Annotated in this window: 17 protein-coding genes; 8 read left to right on the forward strand and 9 right to left on the reverse strand. The window is 71.8% G+C overall.

Going from position 1 to position 14,912, the window contains the following annotated elements:
- Window positions 1-5: 5 nt before the first annotated feature.
- The 3 genes from otsB to ACZ69I_RS08000 are packed head-to-tail and all read right to left on the reverse strand — an operon-like array spanning window position 6 to window position 2,444.
- The gene (gene otsB / locus ACZ69I_RS07990; protein WP_467672782.1) at window positions 6-878 is read right to left on the reverse strand and encodes a trehalose-phosphatase; all 873 of its coding nucleotides are present in this window, start codon (window positions 876-878) and stop codon (window positions 6-8) included.
- Window positions 879-897: 19 nt separating this feature from the next.
- Window positions 898-1,161 (reverse strand): DUF3263 domain-containing protein, encoded by a 264-nt coding sequence (locus ACZ69I_RS07995; protein WP_470830962.1) that lies wholly within the window; start codon window positions 1,159-1,161, stop codon window positions 898-900.
- Between the two features lie 17 nt (window positions 1,162-1,178).
- Window positions 1,179-2,444, reverse strand: a complete 1,266-nt coding sequence (locus tag ACZ69I_RS08000; protein ID WP_467672786.1) for an ABC transporter substrate-binding protein — start codon at window positions 2,442-2,444, stop codon at window positions 1,179-1,181.
- 242 nt (window positions 2,445-2,686) lie between these two features.
- On the opposite strand from ACZ69I_RS08000, the gene ACZ69I_RS08005 reads away from it, so the two are divergent.
- The 5 genes from ACZ69I_RS08005 to ACZ69I_RS08025 all read left to right on the forward strand — a co-directional run bounded on the left by ACZ69I_RS08005 (window position 2,687) and on the right by ACZ69I_RS08025 (window position 7,808).
- The gene (locus ACZ69I_RS08005; protein WP_470830963.1) at window positions 2,687-3,580 is read left to right on the forward strand and encodes an SIS domain-containing protein; all 894 of its coding nucleotides are present in this window, start codon (window positions 2,687-2,689) and stop codon (window positions 3,578-3,580) included.
- A gap of 117 nt (window positions 3,581-3,697) precedes the next feature.
- Window positions 3,698-4,663, forward strand: coding sequence for an ROK family protein (locus ACZ69I_RS08010; RefSeq protein ID WP_470830964.1), 966 nt, complete (start codon window positions 3,698-3,700; stop codon window positions 4,661-4,663).
- The gene (gene nagA, locus ACZ69I_RS08015; protein WP_470830965.1) at window positions 4,663-5,802 is read left to right on the forward strand and encodes an N-acetylglucosamine-6-phosphate deacetylase; all 1,140 of its coding nucleotides are present in this window, start codon (window positions 4,663-4,665) and stop codon (window positions 5,800-5,802) included. Before ACZ69I_RS08010 ends, nagA begins: the two co-directional genes overlap by 1 nt.
- 141 nt (window positions 5,803-5,943) lie before the next feature.
- Window positions 5,944-6,882 (forward strand): 1-phosphofructokinase family hexose kinase, encoded by a 939-nt coding sequence (locus tag ACZ69I_RS08020; RefSeq protein WP_470830966.1) that lies wholly within the window; start codon window positions 5,944-5,946, stop codon window positions 6,880-6,882.
- Between the two features lie 77 nt (window positions 6,883-6,959).
- The gene (locus tag ACZ69I_RS08025) at window positions 6,960-7,808 is read left to right on the forward strand and encodes a class II fructose-bisphosphate aldolase (protein WP_470830967.1); all 849 of its coding nucleotides are present in this window, start codon (window positions 6,960-6,962) and stop codon (window positions 7,806-7,808) included.
- A gap of 30 nt (window positions 7,809-7,838) precedes the next feature.
- On the opposite strand, the gene ACZ69I_RS08030 is transcribed toward ACZ69I_RS08025, so the two are convergent.
- Window positions 7,839-8,831, reverse strand: coding sequence for a carbohydrate-binding protein (locus ACZ69I_RS08030; protein WP_467672798.1), 993 nt, complete (start codon window positions 8,829-8,831; stop codon window positions 7,839-7,841).
- 87 nt (window positions 8,832-8,918) lie between these two features.
- The gene (gene cdgB / locus ACZ69I_RS08035; protein ID WP_467672800.1) at window positions 8,919-10,556 is read right to left on the reverse strand and encodes a diguanylate cyclase CdgB; all 1,638 of its coding nucleotides are present in this window, start codon (window positions 10,554-10,556) and stop codon (window positions 8,919-8,921) included.
- Window positions 10,557-11,056: 500 nt separating this feature from the next.
- Here cdgB and ACZ69I_RS08040 point away from each other — a divergent pair, with 500 nt between their 5' ends.
- A complete protein-coding gene (locus ACZ69I_RS08040) occupies window positions 11,057-11,548 on the forward strand; it encodes a flavin reductase family protein (protein WP_470831071.1) in 492 nt (163 codons plus the stop codon).
- Between the two features lie 155 nt (window positions 11,549-11,703).
- Here the strand turns inward: ACZ69I_RS08040 and arfB are convergent, their stop codons facing one another.
- The gene (gene arfB, locus ACZ69I_RS08045) at window positions 11,704-12,132 is read right to left on the reverse strand and encodes an alternative ribosome rescue aminoacyl-tRNA hydrolase ArfB (RefSeq protein WP_470830968.1); all 429 of its coding nucleotides are present in this window, start codon (window positions 12,130-12,132) and stop codon (window positions 11,704-11,706) included.
- Between the two features lie 210 nt (window positions 12,133-12,342).
- Here arfB and ACZ69I_RS08050 point away from each other — a divergent pair, with 210 nt between their 5' ends.
- Together ACZ69I_RS08050 and ACZ69I_RS08055 are read left to right on the forward strand one after the other, a co-directional pair.
- A complete protein-coding gene (locus ACZ69I_RS08050; RefSeq protein ID WP_125513572.1) occupies window positions 12,343-12,918 on the forward strand; it encodes a TerD family protein in 576 nt (191 codons plus the stop codon).
- Between the two features lie 113 nt (window positions 12,919-13,031).
- A complete protein-coding gene (locus tag ACZ69I_RS08055) occupies window positions 13,032-13,409 on the forward strand; it encodes a VOC family protein (RefSeq protein ID WP_389714144.1) in 378 nt (125 codons plus the stop codon).
- Between the two features lie 18 nt (window positions 13,410-13,427).
- On the opposite strand, the gene ACZ69I_RS08060 is transcribed toward ACZ69I_RS08055, so the two are convergent.
- From ACZ69I_RS08060 to ACZ69I_RS08070, 3 genes are all read right to left on the reverse strand, one after another.
- On the reverse strand, window positions 13,428-13,901 hold the full coding sequence (locus tag ACZ69I_RS08060; protein WP_470830969.1) for a hypothetical protein: 474 nt from the start codon (window positions 13,899-13,901) through the stop codon (window positions 13,428-13,430).
- A gap of 32 nt (window positions 13,902-13,933) precedes the next feature.
- Window positions 13,934-14,164: a DUF397 domain-containing protein gene (locus tag ACZ69I_RS08065; RefSeq protein ID WP_470830970.1), complete on the reverse strand. Its 231-nt coding sequence runs from the start codon at window positions 14,162-14,164 to the stop codon at window positions 13,934-13,936.
- A 304-nt stretch (window positions 14,165-14,468) separates the two neighbouring features.
- Complete coding sequence (locus ACZ69I_RS08070; protein WP_470831072.1) at window positions 14,469-14,888, reverse strand: DUF5753 domain-containing protein; 420 nt, start codon at window positions 14,886-14,888, stop codon at window positions 14,469-14,471.
- Between the last annotated feature and the right edge of the window lie 24 nt (window positions 14,889-14,912).

The following is a 14,912-nucleotide window of genomic DNA, read 5'->3' on the forward strand; positions in this document are numbered from 1 at the left end:
GGCTCTCAGGGCAGTTGGGCCGCGATCGCCGACAGCAGCCCCACGACCCCGAGCGGTCCGTCCACCACCAGGTCGGCCCGCCCGGCGAGGTCCGTGACCTCCGTGCTGCCGCTGCACACCAGGAGGCCCGCGACCCCGTCCGAGCGGAGCTTCTCCACCGCGCCGAAGGCGGGCAGGTCGCCGAGGTCGTCGCCCGCGTAGAGGACGGACTCGGCGCCCACCTCGCGCAGGTACTCCTCGAGGGCCACGCCCTTGTCCATGCCGGGCGGCCGCAGCTCGAGGACCATGCGGCCCGGTTCGACGATCAGTCCGTGCCGGGCCGCCAGCTCGGCGAGCGGCTCGCGCAGCGCGTCGAAGGCGGCCCGCGGGTCCTCCGCGCGGCGCGTGTGGACCGCGACGGCCCGGCCCTTCTCCTCTATCCAGGTGCCGCGCCAGGCGTCGATCGCGTCGAGGAACCCGGGCAGCTCGGCGCGGACGGCCGCGACGCCGGGGTGCGGCTCGGCCGCGTGCACCGTGCCGGTGACGGCGTCCCAGCGCTCGGCGCCGTAGTGCCCGAGGACCACGAGGTGCTCCAGGCCCGCCACGCCCGCGAAGCCGCCGTAGCGGACGGCGACGCCCGCGGGGCGGCCCGTGACCACGGCGACCGACCGCAGGCGCGGCGCCAGCGCGGCGAGCGCGGGCACGGCGTCGGGGTGGGCGCGGGCCTGCTCGGGGTCGGCCACGATCGGGGCGAGCGTGCCGTCGAAGTCCAGTGCCACGACGGCGCGTTCGGGCCGTGCGAGGAGTGCGGAGAGCCCGTCCCGCCCGGCGGGCGTCACGGGCTCGGGCAGGCCGGGGCGTCCGGGCCTCTCGGGCTGCGCGTACGTAGGGTCACCCATGGGCCCGACCTTAACCGCGTCAGCGCTCGTCGCGCCGCGACTCCCGCACCCGGCGCAGCCGATTGACCGTAATCGGGTCGTGGGCGAGCGCCCGGGCGTCGTCCAGGAGGGCGTTCAGAACCTGGTAGTAGCGCACCGGCACCATGCCGAGCTCCTCGCGGATGGCGCGTTCCTTCGCCCCGGGGCCCGGCCACGAGCGCCGCTCCAGGGCGAGGACGGCGCGGTCGCGCGCGGAGAGCGCACCCGGCCCCTGCCGGTTCTCGCCGGCTTCCTCACGGTCCATGCCCGACACGCTATGCCCTACTCGGCGTTCTCCTCGGCGACCGCACGGTTCTGGATGCCCTGCAGCACCGAGCCGGGGTTGCCGCCCGGCGTGACGGTCTTGCCGATGTCCTTCTTGATCTGCGCCGAGACCTCGGCCCAGGACGTCTTGCCGACGGGGTAGAGCTGCGACGTGGGGAGCTCGTCGAGGAACTTGCCGAGCGCCGTGTGGCCGCGGTCCTTGGCCATCGCCTGCGACGCGGACGTCGTCACCGGCAGGATGTCGTACTCGTTCGAGAAGTCGAGCACGTTCTTCTTGCTGTACACGTAGTCGAGGAACTTGCCGGCCTCCTTGCGGTGGCCGTTCTGCTTGAACGCCATCATCCAGTCGGCGACGCCCATGGTGGCCTGCGCCTTGCCGTTGACGCCGGGCGCCGGCACCATGCCGAACTTCACGCCCTTCTTCGCGGCCATCTTCATCAGCGTCGGGTGGCCGTTGAGCATGCCGACCTCGCCGCGCGAGAACGCCGCGAACGCCTCGGCGCGGTTCATCTCGCCGGGCGCCGTCGGGCCGGTCAGGCCCTCGCCGACGAGGTTGTCCCTGAGCCAGCCGAACGTCTTCGCGTTCTGCTTGGAGTCGATGTCGTACGAGCCGACGTTGTCGGTGTAACCGCCGCCGCCGCTGAGCATCCACATCAGCGTCTCGGCGGGGGCCTCCTCGGGGCCGAGCGGCAGCGCGTACGGGATCTTCACGCCGCGCGCCTTGAGCGCCTTGGCGTCCGCCTTCAGCTCGCTCCAGCTCTGCGGCGGGGTGAGGTGGGCGTCCTTGAAGAGCTTGGTGTTGTAGAAGAGCAGCCGGGTCGAGGAGGCGAACGGCATGCCGTACTGGATGCGGTTGACCTCGCCGGCCCGGGAGAGCGGGGCGAGGAAGTCCGCCTGGGTGGCGATCGAGAGGAGCTCGTCGGCCTCGTAGAGCTTGTCCTGCGCGGCGTAGTCCGCGTACGCGCCGATCTGCGCCAGGTCGGGGGCCTCGCCCTTCTTGACCATCTCCTTGACCTCGCGGTCCACGTCGTTCCAGGAGTGGACGGTCACGTCGACCTTGATGCCGGGGTTGTCCTTCTCGAACCCCTTGGCCAGCTTGTCCCAGTACTTCTTGGAACTGTTCGCCGCGGAGTCGCCGTAGTCCGCGGCCACCAGCTTGAGGGTGACGTCGCCCGAGTCGCCGGGACCACCGCAGCCGGCGAGAACGCCCGCCATGCCCAGTACGGCCACCGCCGCGGTCAGTCCTGTCACGCGCCGCTGCACAGCTGTCCCACCCTCATTTTTGCTTCCGCGTCCCGGGGCTTCGCGCCCCCATGCCCTTGAACTGCGAGTTTCCCCCGAGTCCGGACACAAGGTCTACACCACCCGCATATCACTTGTGCAACGGCCTCCACAGCCGCCCCGCCGGACGGCCCGCCATTGCCGCGCCCGCCCGGCGGCTGCTATGCACGTCACGTCCATGCACAGCACGCCGGAAACCCCGCACCGACGAGGAGCCTTGCCGCATGTCGCGTACCGCAGCAGAGATAGCCACCCAGCCCGCCTGCTGGCGACGGGCGGTGGAGGCGGCCGCCTCCTTCGCCGGGCTGCCGCAGCCCGGCGAGCGGGTCGCCGTCACGGGATGCGGGACGTCGTGGTTCATGGCCATCGCGTACGCGGCGCTGCGCGAGGCCGCCGGGCTCGGCGAGACGGACGCCTTCGCGTCCTCCGAGTTCCCCGCGGGGCGGCGCTACGACCGGGTCGTCGCGATCACCCGCTCCGGCACGACGACGGAGGTCCTCGACCTCCTCACGCGGCTCAAGGGCACCGTCCCGACCCTCGCGCTGACCGCCGACCCCAAGACCCCCGTCATGGACGCGGCGGACGCCGTCGCGGTCCTCGACTGGGCCGACGAGGAGTCGGTGGTCCAGACCCGCTTCGCGACCACGGCCCTCGCGTTCCTGCGGGCCGGGCTCGGCGCCGTCCCCGGCCTGAAGTCGATGGCCGACGCGGCCGTCGACGCGGAGCTCGCCGTCACCGAGCCGCTGCCCGCGGCGGTCGTCGGCGCCGAGCAGTGGACGTTCCTCGGCCGGGGCTGGACGTACGGGCTCGCGCTGGAGGCGGCGCTGAAGATGCGCGAGGCCGCGGGCGCCTGGACGGAGTCCTACCCGGCGATGGAGTACCGCCACGGCCCCATCGCCATCACCGGCCCCGGCCGGGTCGCCTGGATGTTCGGCACCCTGCCCGAGGGCCTCGCCGGTGACGTGGCCCGCGTCGGCGGCGAACTGGTCGCCCGCCAGGAGGCTGACCCGCTGGCCGACCTCATCCGCGCCCAGCGCCTCGCGGTGGCCCTGGCGGAGGCCCGCGGCTTCGACCCGGACCGCCCCCGCAACCTCACCCGCAGCGTCATCCTCACCTGACCCCGCGGCTCCGCCCCCGGAAAAGGACCCCCGTCCACCACGAAAAGACCCCCGTCCACCACGCCCACCCCGAAGTGGACTAGACCTCTCACGGGGTGACGCGCGAGACTGTCCCCCGTGAGACACGTCATCGCCCTCGATGTGGGCGGCACCGGAATGAAAGCCGCCCTGGTAGGGGCGGACGGCGCCCTGCTGCACGAGGCGCGCCGGCCCACTGGCCGCGAGCGGGGCGCCGACGCCGTCGTGGAGTCCATCCTCGACTTCGCCGCGGACCTCCGCGCCCTCGGCATCGCCCGCTTCGGCGAACCCGCCGCCGCGGCCGGCGTCGCCGTCCCCGGCATCGTCGACGCCGAGCACGGCATCGCGGTGTACGCGGCCAACCTCGGCTGGCAGGACGTCCCCCTGCGGGAGCTGCTCAGCACCCGTCTGGAGGGCGTCCCCGTGGCCCTGGGCCACGACGTCCGCACGGGCGGCCTCGCGGAGGGGCGGCTCGGCGCGGGCAGGGGCGCCGACCGGTTCCTGTTCGTCCCCCTGGGCACGGGCATCGCGGGCGCGATCGGCATCGGCGGCGCCATCGAGCCGGGCGCCCACGGCTCGGCCGGCGAGATCGGCCACATCGTCGTACGCCCCGGTGGCCCGCCCTGCGGCTGCGGTCAGCGCGGCTGCCTGGAGCGCCTGGCCTCCGCGTCCGCGGTGAGCCAGGCGTGGGCCGAGGCGAGCGGCGACCCGGAGGCGGACGCCGCGGACTGCGCGAAGGCCGTGGAGTCGGGCGACCCGCGGGCCCAGGAGGTCTGGCGGAACGCCGTCGACGCGCTGGCCGACGGCCTGCTCACCGCCCTCACTCTGCTGGACCCGCACACGCTGATCATCGGTGGCGGTCTGGCCGAGGCCGGGGAAACGTTGTTCACGCCGCTGCGGGCCGCCGTCTCGGCACGCATCGTCCAGTTCCAGACGCTGCCGGACATCGTCCCCGCGGCCCTCGGCGACACCGCCGGATGCCTGGGTGCGGGCCTGCTCGCCTGGGACCTCGTCGACCGGAAGACCGGCGACCGGAAAACCGACCCCACGGAGGTAGCCACCTGATGGCCACTAGCAAGGTTCTCGCCGGTGCCCGGGTGGTACTGCCCACCGGGACCGTCACGAACGGCCGCGTGCTCGTCGAAGGCACCCGTATCGCGGGGGCCCCCGGCGCGGACGCCGAGACCGTCGACCTCACCGGCCACTGGGTCGTCCCCGGCTTCGTCGACATCCACAACCACGGCGGCGGCGGCGCCTCCTTCACCTCGGGCACCGTCGAGGACGTCCTCAAGGGCGTCCACACCCACCGCCTGCACGGCACGACCACCGTCGTCGCCTCCACGGTCACCGGCGAGATGGACTTCCTCGTCCAGCGCGCCGGTGTGCTCAGCGAACTCGCCGAGCAGGGCGACCTCGCGGGCATCCACTTCGAGGGCCCCTTCATCTCCCCGTGCCGCAAGGGCGCGCACAGTGAGAGCCTGCTGCGGGACCCCGACCCCTCCGACGTCCGCAAGCTGATGGACGCGGCGCGCGGCCAGGCGAGGATGTTCACGCTCGCCACCGAACTGCCCGGCGGCATCGACTCCGTACGGCTGCTCGCCGAGCACGGCGTGATCGCGGCGATCGGCCACACCGACGCCACGTACGAGCAGACGGTGGAGGCCGTCGACGCGGGCGCCACCGTCGCGACGCACCTGTTCAACGCCATGCCGGGCCTCGGCCACCGCGTCCCGGGGCCGATCGCCGCCCTCCTGGAGGACGAGCGGGTCACCGTCGAGCTGATCAACGACGGCACCCACCTCCACCCCGCCTCCTTCGAGCTGGCCTTCCACCACGCGGGCGCCTCCCGCGTCGCGCTGATCACCGACGCCATGGACGCCGCGGGCTTCGGCGACGGCCGCTACATGCTCGGCCCGCTGGAGGTCGAGGTGAAGGACAGCGTGGCCCGGCTCGTCGAGGGCGGTTCGATCGCGGGCTCGACCCTGACCCAGGACCGCGCGTTCAAGCGCTCGGTGACCGTCGACGGGCTGTCCGTCGAGGACACCGTCCGCGCGATCTCCGCGAACCCGGCGCGGCTCCTCGGCCAGTACGACCGGATCGGCTCCCTGGAGCCGGGCAAGGACGCGGACCTGGTGGTCCTGGACGCGGCGTTCGACCTCAAGGGCGTGATGCGCAAGGGCGAATGGGTGGTTGAGCCCGTTTAGCCCGCCGTATCAGTCCCCCGTGAACCCGTGAACCCGTGAAACGGAAGGCGGTTGGCCCTCACCCCTGGGCCAACCGCCTTCCGTTTGGCATGATCAGAACCCTAAAGAGGCCGGTGGCAAGGTACTTCGGGGGTGGCACGCATGATCATCACCGTCACGCTGAACGCCGCCCTGGACCTCACCTACCGCGTCCCCGCCCTCGTCCCGCACGCCTCGCACCGCGTCACCGAGGTGACCGAACGCCCCGGCGGCAAGGGCCTGAACGTCGCCCGCGTGCTCGCCGCCCTCGGCCACGACGTGACGGTCACCGGCTTCGCGGGCGGCGACACCGGCCGCACCCTGCACGAGCGGCTCGCCGGCGAAGCGCGCGTCACGGACGCCCTCGCCCCGGTCGCGGGCGCCACCCGCCGCACCCTCGCCGTGGTCGACGCGACGACCGGCGACACCACCCAGCTCAATGAGCCGGGCCCGACCGTCACCCCCGCCGAATGGGCCGCCTTCCTGGACTCCTACACGGAGTTGGTGCACCGCGCGGGCACGGCCGCGGTCGCGCTCTGCGGCAGTTTGCCGCCCGGCGTGCCCGTCGGGGCGTACGCCCTGCTCGTCCGGGCCGCACGGACCGCCCGCGTCCCCGTCCTGCTCGACACCAGCGGCGAACCGCTGCGCCGCGGCGTCGCCGCCCGCCCGGACATCGTCAAACCCAACGCCGACGAGCTCGCCGAGCTGACCGGCTCCCACGAACCGGCCCGGGCCACCCGCGACGCCCGCCGCCGGGGCGCGCACGCCGTGGTCGCCTCGCTCGGCGCGGACGGGCTGCTCGCCGTGACACCGGACGGCACCTGGCAGGCCCGGCCCCCGGAGCGGGTGCGCGGCAACCCGACCGGCGCCGGTGACTCGGCGGTCGCGGGGCTGCTCTCCGGGCTCGCCGAACACCTGCCGTGGCCCGACCGCCTGGCCCGCGCCGTGGCGCTGTCGGCCGCGACGGTGGCGGCGCCGGTGGCGGGCGAGTTCGACCCCGCCACGTACGACGGACTGCTGCCGCGGGTCGCGGTGGCGGCCGCCGCGTCCACAACGACGTAGAGCCGTACGCAGGCCCCTGCGCAGAGCCGTATCCGCACCGCACAACGGGGCGCAGCGCCCCGGGAATTGGGGAGCACGTGCCACTGGTCAGCACCGGAGACCTCGTCACGGAGGCCCGCGAGGGGGGCCACGGCGTCGCCGCGTTCAACGTCATCACCCTGGAGCACGCGGAGGCGGTCGCACGCGGCGCGGAGCGGGCCGGGGCCCCGGCGATCCTGCAGATCTCGGAGAACGCGGTGACGTTCCACGGCGGCCGCCCGACCGCGATAGCGGCGGCGACGGCGGCGGTGGCCCGCGCGTCCGCCGCGCGCCTCTCGCTCCACCTGGACCACGTGACGGACCCCGGACTGCTGCGCGCCGCGCACCCCGAGGGCTTCAGCTCCGTCATGTTCGACGCGTCGAAGCTGCCGTACGGCGAGAACGTGAAGGCGACGGCGGACGCGGTGCGCTGGGGCCACGAGCGGGGCATCTGGATCGAGGCGGAGCTCGGCCGGGTGGGCGGCAAGGAGGGCGAGGCGCCGCTGGACGCGCACGCGCCGGGGGTGCGGACCGATCCGGCGGAGGCGGCCGCGTACGTCGCGGAGACGGGCGTGGACGCCCTCGCGGTGGCGGTGGGCTCCTCGCACGCGATGACGGAGCGCACGGCGGCCCTGGACCACGAGTTGATCGCTTCCCTCGCGGCCGCCGTGCCCGTACCGCTCGTGCTGCACGGCTCAAGTGGCGTGCCGGACGCGGAGATCCGGCGGGCCATCGGCTCCGGCATGGTGAAGATCAATGTGGGCACGGCCCTCAACACGGCGTTCACCGGCGAGGTCCGCGCCTACCTGAACGCCCACGAGAAGGGCGTCGACCCCCGGAAATACCTCGCCCCGGCTCGCGAGGCGATGGCCGGGACGGTGGCGGGTTTCCTGGGGCTCCTGACGTAGCGGAGGGCCCCCGGGCGGGGCGCGCGGCGGTCAGCCGTTGGTGCCCTCCACGAGCCACATCTGGTCGATGTTCGCCCCGGTCGTCCCGCACAGGTCGCTCTGTGCGCAGGAGAGCGTGACGGTGTTGGTGCCCTTGGTGAGCTGGACCACCGCCCAGGTGTTGGTCCAGCCCTTCTCCCAGTTCCCCTCCTCCGCGTGCGCGAAGTTCTTCATGTTCAGGGGGCGGGTCTGCTTCTTGCCGTTGACGAGGATGGTGGCGTTGGAGTCCTTGCCGGGCACGCCGTAGTTCACCCGGAGGCTGTACGAGCCGGCCTTGGGGATGCCGTTGACGGTCCAGGTGACCTGGGCGCCGACCTTGTCGAACCCGGCCACGTACACCCCGCCGTCCGCCTTGGCGCCGTCGACGTCGGACGCCGTCGTCGTGCCGCCCTCCAGCTTCAGGGCCTTGGCGTCCGTCTCCGGCAGCTCGACCTTCTTCTCGGGCTTCTTGCTCGGCTTCTCGCTGGGCCGGACCGACGCGGCCTGCGACGGCTTGCCGCCCGCGTCCGCGTCGCCGCCCTTGTCGTCGTCGTTGCCGGTGATCACGGCGGCGAGGATGCCCACCGCGACGACCGCCACCACGGCGACCGCGCCGATCAGCAGCCCCTTGGTGTTCGGGCCCCGGCCGCGGCCGCCGCCCGCGGGCGCGTACTGCGGCGAGGCGACGGGGGCGCCGCCGGGCTGCGCCTCGGGGGCGGTGTAGTGGGCGTTCGGCTGGCCGTAGGGCTGCTGGCCCTGCTGCTGCGGGACCTGCTGGCCATAGGTCTGCTGCTGGCCGTAGGTCTGCTGCCCGTACGCCGGACGCCGGTCGCCGACCGCCCGCACGTGGTTGTACGAGGAGCGGGGACCCGGGTATCCGTAGCCACCCCCACCGCTGGGCGGGGTCGCTCCGGCCGCCTGTCCGTCCTCGTACAGGTAGCCGAACGGATCGTCGTCGCCCTGCGGCGCGCTCGGCGTGTTCTCGCCGTTATTGCCGGGCGTCATTCCCAGGTCACTCCCTCACATCGCTGACGCGGGGAGCCTACCCGGTCCACACGGGCCCAAGGGGTGGCGTCGGCCTCATCCGGACCGCTACCCGGCCCGCCGGTGCTGTTTGGCACGGGACCGTTTCTCCACGTACATCCGCTGGTCGGCGGAGTGCAACACTTCGTCCGCCGACATCCCGCAGTGTGCCCAGCCGATGCCGAAACTGGCCCCCACGCGGACCGCCCTGCCGTCGACGCGGATCGGCGGGATGATGCCGTTCCGCAGCCGGACGGCGAGGTCCTGGGCGTCGGCGCGGCCGAGCCCGTCGGCGAGGACGACGAACTCGTCGCCGCCGAGCCGCGCCACCGTGTCCCCGTCCCGCACCGCGTGGGTGAGGCGCCGGGCGACCTCGATGAGGACGGCGTCGCCGGTGTGGTGGCCGAACCTGTCGTTGATCGACTTGAAGCCGTCCAGGTCGCAGAAGAGGACGGCGAGGCCCTTGGTGCCGTCGTCCACGTCGCCCTCCCCGCCCTCGGGGGCGATGGTGTGCACGTGGTGGTCGAACCCGTCGTCCTGCTGGCGCGCGGCGGGCCCGAAGTCGAAGCCGTGCTCGTACGCGGCGTCGAGGGAGTCCACTGCGCTGGGCTGGCCCGCGTGGGGCCTGCGACAGAGACGGGCGCTGAGCCGGGCGCGCAGCTCGGCGGAGTTGGGCAGTCCGGTGAGGGAGTCGTGGCTGGCCCGGTGGGCGAGCTGGAGCTCCCGGCGCTTGCGCTCCTCGATGTCCTCGACGTGCGTGAGCAGGAAGCGGGGCCCATCGGCGGCGTCGGCGACGACGGAGTTGCGCAGCGACACCCAGACGTACGTGCCGTCGCGGCGCGCGAGCCGCAGCTCGGCGCGGCCGCCCTCGGCGGAGGTGCGCAGGAGCGTCCCGATGTCCTCGGGGTGCACGAGGTCGGAGAACGAGTAGCGCCGCATGGCCGAGGCGGGCCGCCCGAGCAGGCGGCAGAGTGCGTCGTTGGTCCGCAGGATCCGTCCGTGCTGGTCGCCGCCCATCTCGGCGATGGCCATGCCGGAGGGCGCGTACTCGAAGGCCTGCCGGAAGCTCTCCTCGCTGGCCCGCAGTGCCTGCTGCTCGCGCTCCAGGCGGACCAGGGCGCGCTGCATGTTGGCCCGCAGGCGGGCGTTGCTGATCGCGATGGCGGCCTGGAAGGCGTACATCTGGAGGGCCTCGCGGCCCCAGGCGCCGGGCCTGCGGCCGTTGCGGGGCCGGTCCACGGAGATCACGCCGAGCAGTTCGCCGCCGGCCGCCCCGGTCGCGTACATGGGGGCGAAGAGTCGGTCGGAGGGGTGCCACTCGTCCTCGAAGCGGGGCTCGGGCCCTTCGGTGTACCACTGCGGGACGTCGTCGTCGTCGAGGACCCAGCCCTCGGTGTACGAGATGAAGCGCAGGGCGCCCCAGGCCTCACCCATGGCGAGGCGGCGCTCCCAGGCGTCCCGCGAGCCGACGCGGCCGGTGATGAGGGCCTCGGCGGAGGAGTTGCCCGCGAAGGCGGCGACGACGAGATCGCCGTCCGGGCGCACGAGATTGACACACGCCAGCTCATAGCCAAGGCCGTTGACGACGCCGTCGGCGACGGTCTGCAGCGTGTCCGCCAGGCTCCGGGCCGTGTTCAGCTCCGCTACCACCTGGTGCAGCTGCCGCAGGGTCGCAAGACGGACGTACGGCTCCGACTCGGTCTCCATGCTCGTTCTCCCCGAGACCTCGACAGCAACTCCAGGATGCGCAGCGCCCGCAGCGTTTCCGTGCCCGTGCCCGTACTTCGTGTGGCAGTGACTCTTCCGTGCCCTTGTGCCTTTGGTGCCCTCAGTGTCTTATTGCCACCGTCACTGAATCACAGCGAGCTGCTCACTCGGTACACAGGGTCAACAAAATATGGCCCCTGTGACTCAAGTCACAGATGGGATACCGTCGTTGGTCCAGTCCCTTGGACTAGTCCACCGCGCCGACGGCACTGCGTGCCAGGCCCGGCGGCCGGGGCCTGCGAACCGCCGGAGGGCCTTCGGAGGACCTTCGGACCTAGGACCGGTCTGGGCCCACAGCCCGATGTTTCGGGCGACGCGCAGGGGCTAGCTTCGACCACGTGGCTCATGTACTCAAGACTCTCCCGGCCCCGCCTTCCCCTCGCCACCCGTCATCGGATGGGCATGCTGATGGGGTGAGCAACGACGAGTTCCGCGCTGCGATGTCCCGGCTGGCCGCGGGCGTGGTCCTGGTGACGGCGCGCGAGCCCGGCCTGGACCCGGACGACCCGGGCGCCCCGCTGGGCGAGGACGTGGGCATGACGGCCACGGCCTTCCTCTCCGTCTCCCTCGACCCGCCTCTGGTCATGGTCAGCCTGCGCGAGGGCTCCCGCATGGACGACCTGCTCGCCGAGCAGCCGCTGTGGGCGGTCTCGGTCCTCGCCGAGAGCCAGCGCCACATCGCGGGCCGCTTCGCGATGAAGGGCCGCATCAGCGACCGCCTGCTCTTCGAGGACATCCCGTACACGCGCGGTCCCGTGTCGGGCGCTCCGCTGATCGGCGGCGCCCTCTCGACGCTGGAGTGCCGCACGGAACAGACGGTGCGGGCGGGCGATCACACGCTGGTGATCGGCCGCGTGCTGACTGCGTCGCTGCCGAGCGGTGAGGGTGGTCCCCTGATGTACTTCAGGGGTCGCTACCGCCAGCTGGGCTGAGCGAGCGGCCCTACGGGGCCCTTAAGGGGCGCGGGGAACTGCGCGCTCAGCCAACGCCCAAGCCGCAGACGCATCGTCCGGGACCCCGGCAGTCGCCCCTGCGGCATTCCCGTGACTGGACCGCGCAGCTCCCCGCGCCCTTGACGGGGCAGGGGTCAGCCCCACCCCTGCCCCGACCGCCCCCGCTTCGTCTCACTCCGCTGCTTCTTCGTCCGCAGACGCCGCTCATTGATCCCGCGAGGAACCTTCGTGGCGCGCCGCGGCTTCGGCGGCGGCGCGGTCGCCTCGGCGAGCAGGGAGGCGAGCCGAGCCGCGGCCATCTCCCGGTTCCGCCACTGCGAGCGGTGCTCACTCGCCCGGACGCTGACGACGCCGTCGACGAGCCGGGAGGCCAGGCGCTCCAGGGCGCGCTGTTTCCACACGTCGGGGAGCGCGTCGGTGTTCGCGAGGTCGAACCGCAGCTCGACCTGGGAGTCACTGGTGTTGACGTGCTGCCCGCCCGGCCCGGACGACCGCGAGAAACGCCACATGAGCTCGGCCTCCGGCAGGGAGACCGAACCGCGGATTACATAGGGACCGGACATGCCCCCATGGTCCCGCGCCTGTCGGGCTCACGTCACGCTCTTTTTCCCGGGTCGCGGAAGGCCCGGGTAAAGAAAGTAAAGCCAAGTGGAACCTTGGGGACCCCGGTCGGCGTTGGTAGGAGTGAAGGTAGCTTCGTCCCCAGTACGAAGCCCGTACGCACTGCCCGCACAGGCGGCGGTGCGTCGTAACGAGGGAAGGGACTCCCAACAATGGCAGTAAGCCTGTCCAAGGGTGGCAACGTCTCGCTCACCAAGGAGGCTCCGGGCCTGACCGCCGTCACCGTGGGGCTCGGCTGGGACGTCCGCACCACCACTGGCACCGACTTCGACCTGGACGCCTCCGCGATCGCGGTGAACACGCAGGGCAAGGTCTTCTCCGACCAGCACTTCGTCTTCTTCAACAACAAGGCGACGCCGGACCAGACCATCGTCCACACCGGTGACAACGTCACGGGCCAGGGCGAGGGCGACGACGAGCAGATCAACGTGAACCTCGAAGGCCTGCCGGCCGACATCGAGAAGATCGTCTTCCCGGTCTCGATCTACGACGCCGAGAACCGCTCGCAGAACTTCGGCCAGGTCCGCAACGCGTTCATCCGCATCATCAACCAGGCGGGTGGCACGGAGATCGCGCGGTACGACCTCTCCGAGGACGCCGCGACCGAGACCGCGATGGTCTTCGGCGAGCTGTACCGCAACGGCGCGGAGTGGAAGTTCCGCGCCGTGGGCCAGGGCTACGCGTCCGGCCTGGTCGGCATCGCGCAGGACTTCGGCGTGAACGTCTGAGACGACGTGACCGTCTGACACATCGGAGGGCCCCGGCAGCAGTTGCCGCCGGGGCCCTCTGTCATCCGTACGCCTCCGTACGCCCCGGACGCCTTTCCCCCTACGCTCACCGCATGATCGCCAACCTGCAGTGCGTGGTCCTGGACTGCCCCGCTCCCCTGCCCCTCGCGGAGTTCTACCGCGCCCTCCTGGGCGGCACGGTGAACCACCCGGACCCCCGCTGGGCCATCAGTGCCGCCTGGTCGACCCTGCACACGCCCACGGGCCTGATCCTGGCCTTCCAACGCGTGACCCCGTACACCCCACCCCGCTGGCCCGACCCGGCCGCGCCCCAGCAGTTCCATCTCGACTTCCAGGTCGCCGACTTGGAGTCCGCCCACGAGCAGGTGCTGGCACTGGGCGCGACGGTTCTGGACGAGAAGTCCGGGGGCGGCGGGTGGCGGGTGTACGGGGATCCGGCGGGGCATCCGTTCTGCTTGGTGCGGCATTGAGGGAGGTCCGGAGGTCCCTCAGAGCTGCGGAACGGGGCATGGCAGGCCGGGCGCCGACTGGTTGGGGGAACAGGTGACCACGGCCAGGGAGAGGTACGAGGGGCGTTCGAGGTAGAAGCCCAGGGAGACGTCGCCGCCCCAACCCAGCCGATCGGTCGCGGCGTTGACGAGACACTCCAAACGTGTGCCGTCCCGTTGCTCCTCGGTGTCGAAATGAGGCGCGTACTCGGTCAGCCGCGCCCGCAGCCAAACTGCCGCCTCCTTCGGCCCGTGCCACGTGCCGCACACCACGGAGCCGGGCTTCATCAGCCACAACGCCGTTTCCAGGGGCGGCAGATCAGAGCCAGGAAACTCGGCGACCACCTCTCGGTAGCGCTGGATCAGTTCCGGTCTGCTCCCTGCCGGGGGCGGCTCAGGATGCGGGGGCCGCCGCAGCGCCTCTTGGTCGAAGCGCTGCTTCGGGCCCGTCCACAGGTATCCGTGGTGGTGCAACCGTCCTCCCGCCGACGGATGGCGAGGAGAAATTAGACCGAGAGGCCGAAGCGCACCGGATCGATGCCGGCCGCGTCGAGCTCGGCGCTGGTGAAGCGCAGCGGCTCCGCTTCGGGCTTCTTGCTGTCCCCGACCGCCCACGCATCGGGGCCGATATGGGCGAGCGTCACGCAGGACTCACCGTCGGGGTGGGTGTTGCCGCCGCACGCCTTCGCGAACTCGGCGTGTTCCACAGGGATTCGGTACAGATCGATTACGTGCATGATTCACCTTCCGGAGCAGATGGAGAAGTGACAGCAGACTCAGCACCGGCTAAGAATGCTGCCATCACGTAAAGCATCTGACCGGACCCCTCTAGCACTCAATGAACTTCTACGCACTTGCGCGGATTCACCTAAGTGCGTCAGTGGCCAGAGTGATCAGCTGCTGCGCGGCTCTTCCGTACACGGCGGCTCCGGCCAACTCGGCGAACGTACGGGCGTAATCAGCTACCCCGCGCGGTTGGCGCACGTTCAGGTGCGCGCTGACCAGTTCCACACCGACCTGTTCATTGTCGAAGATCGAGAATTATTCTGTCGGCCAGGCATTTCCACGGGGGACGCCCATGGGAATGACCCCGAGGCTGACGGAAGGAAATGATGCAGCAGTGACGAGTCGGCCAAGCTGGGCAGCCATGATAGAAGTGTCGCCGACTACGGTTCGCAGGACCCACTCTTCGATCAGGAACGCATACCGACGACCGCCGGAATGGAGAATGCTCTGCCGCGCCATCCTCGTGGCAACGGCTTCCGTGATGTCGCCCGGGGCCTGCCTGAGTGACACGAGTGTCTCCAGCACTGCCCGGGTGTATGCGGGGGTCTGCAGCAGGCCGGGGATGACCCACGACTGGTAGAAGCGGAACCGGTGGGTGCGCTCATAGAGCGGCAGGACGGACTCCTGCACACGCTTCAGGCCGGCCCGCTCCAGACGGCGCCAGTCGACATACATCTCCTCTATGCCGCGGACCGTGGC

The sequence above is a fragment of the Streptomyces sp. NPDC036815 genome, assembly GCF_055609205.1.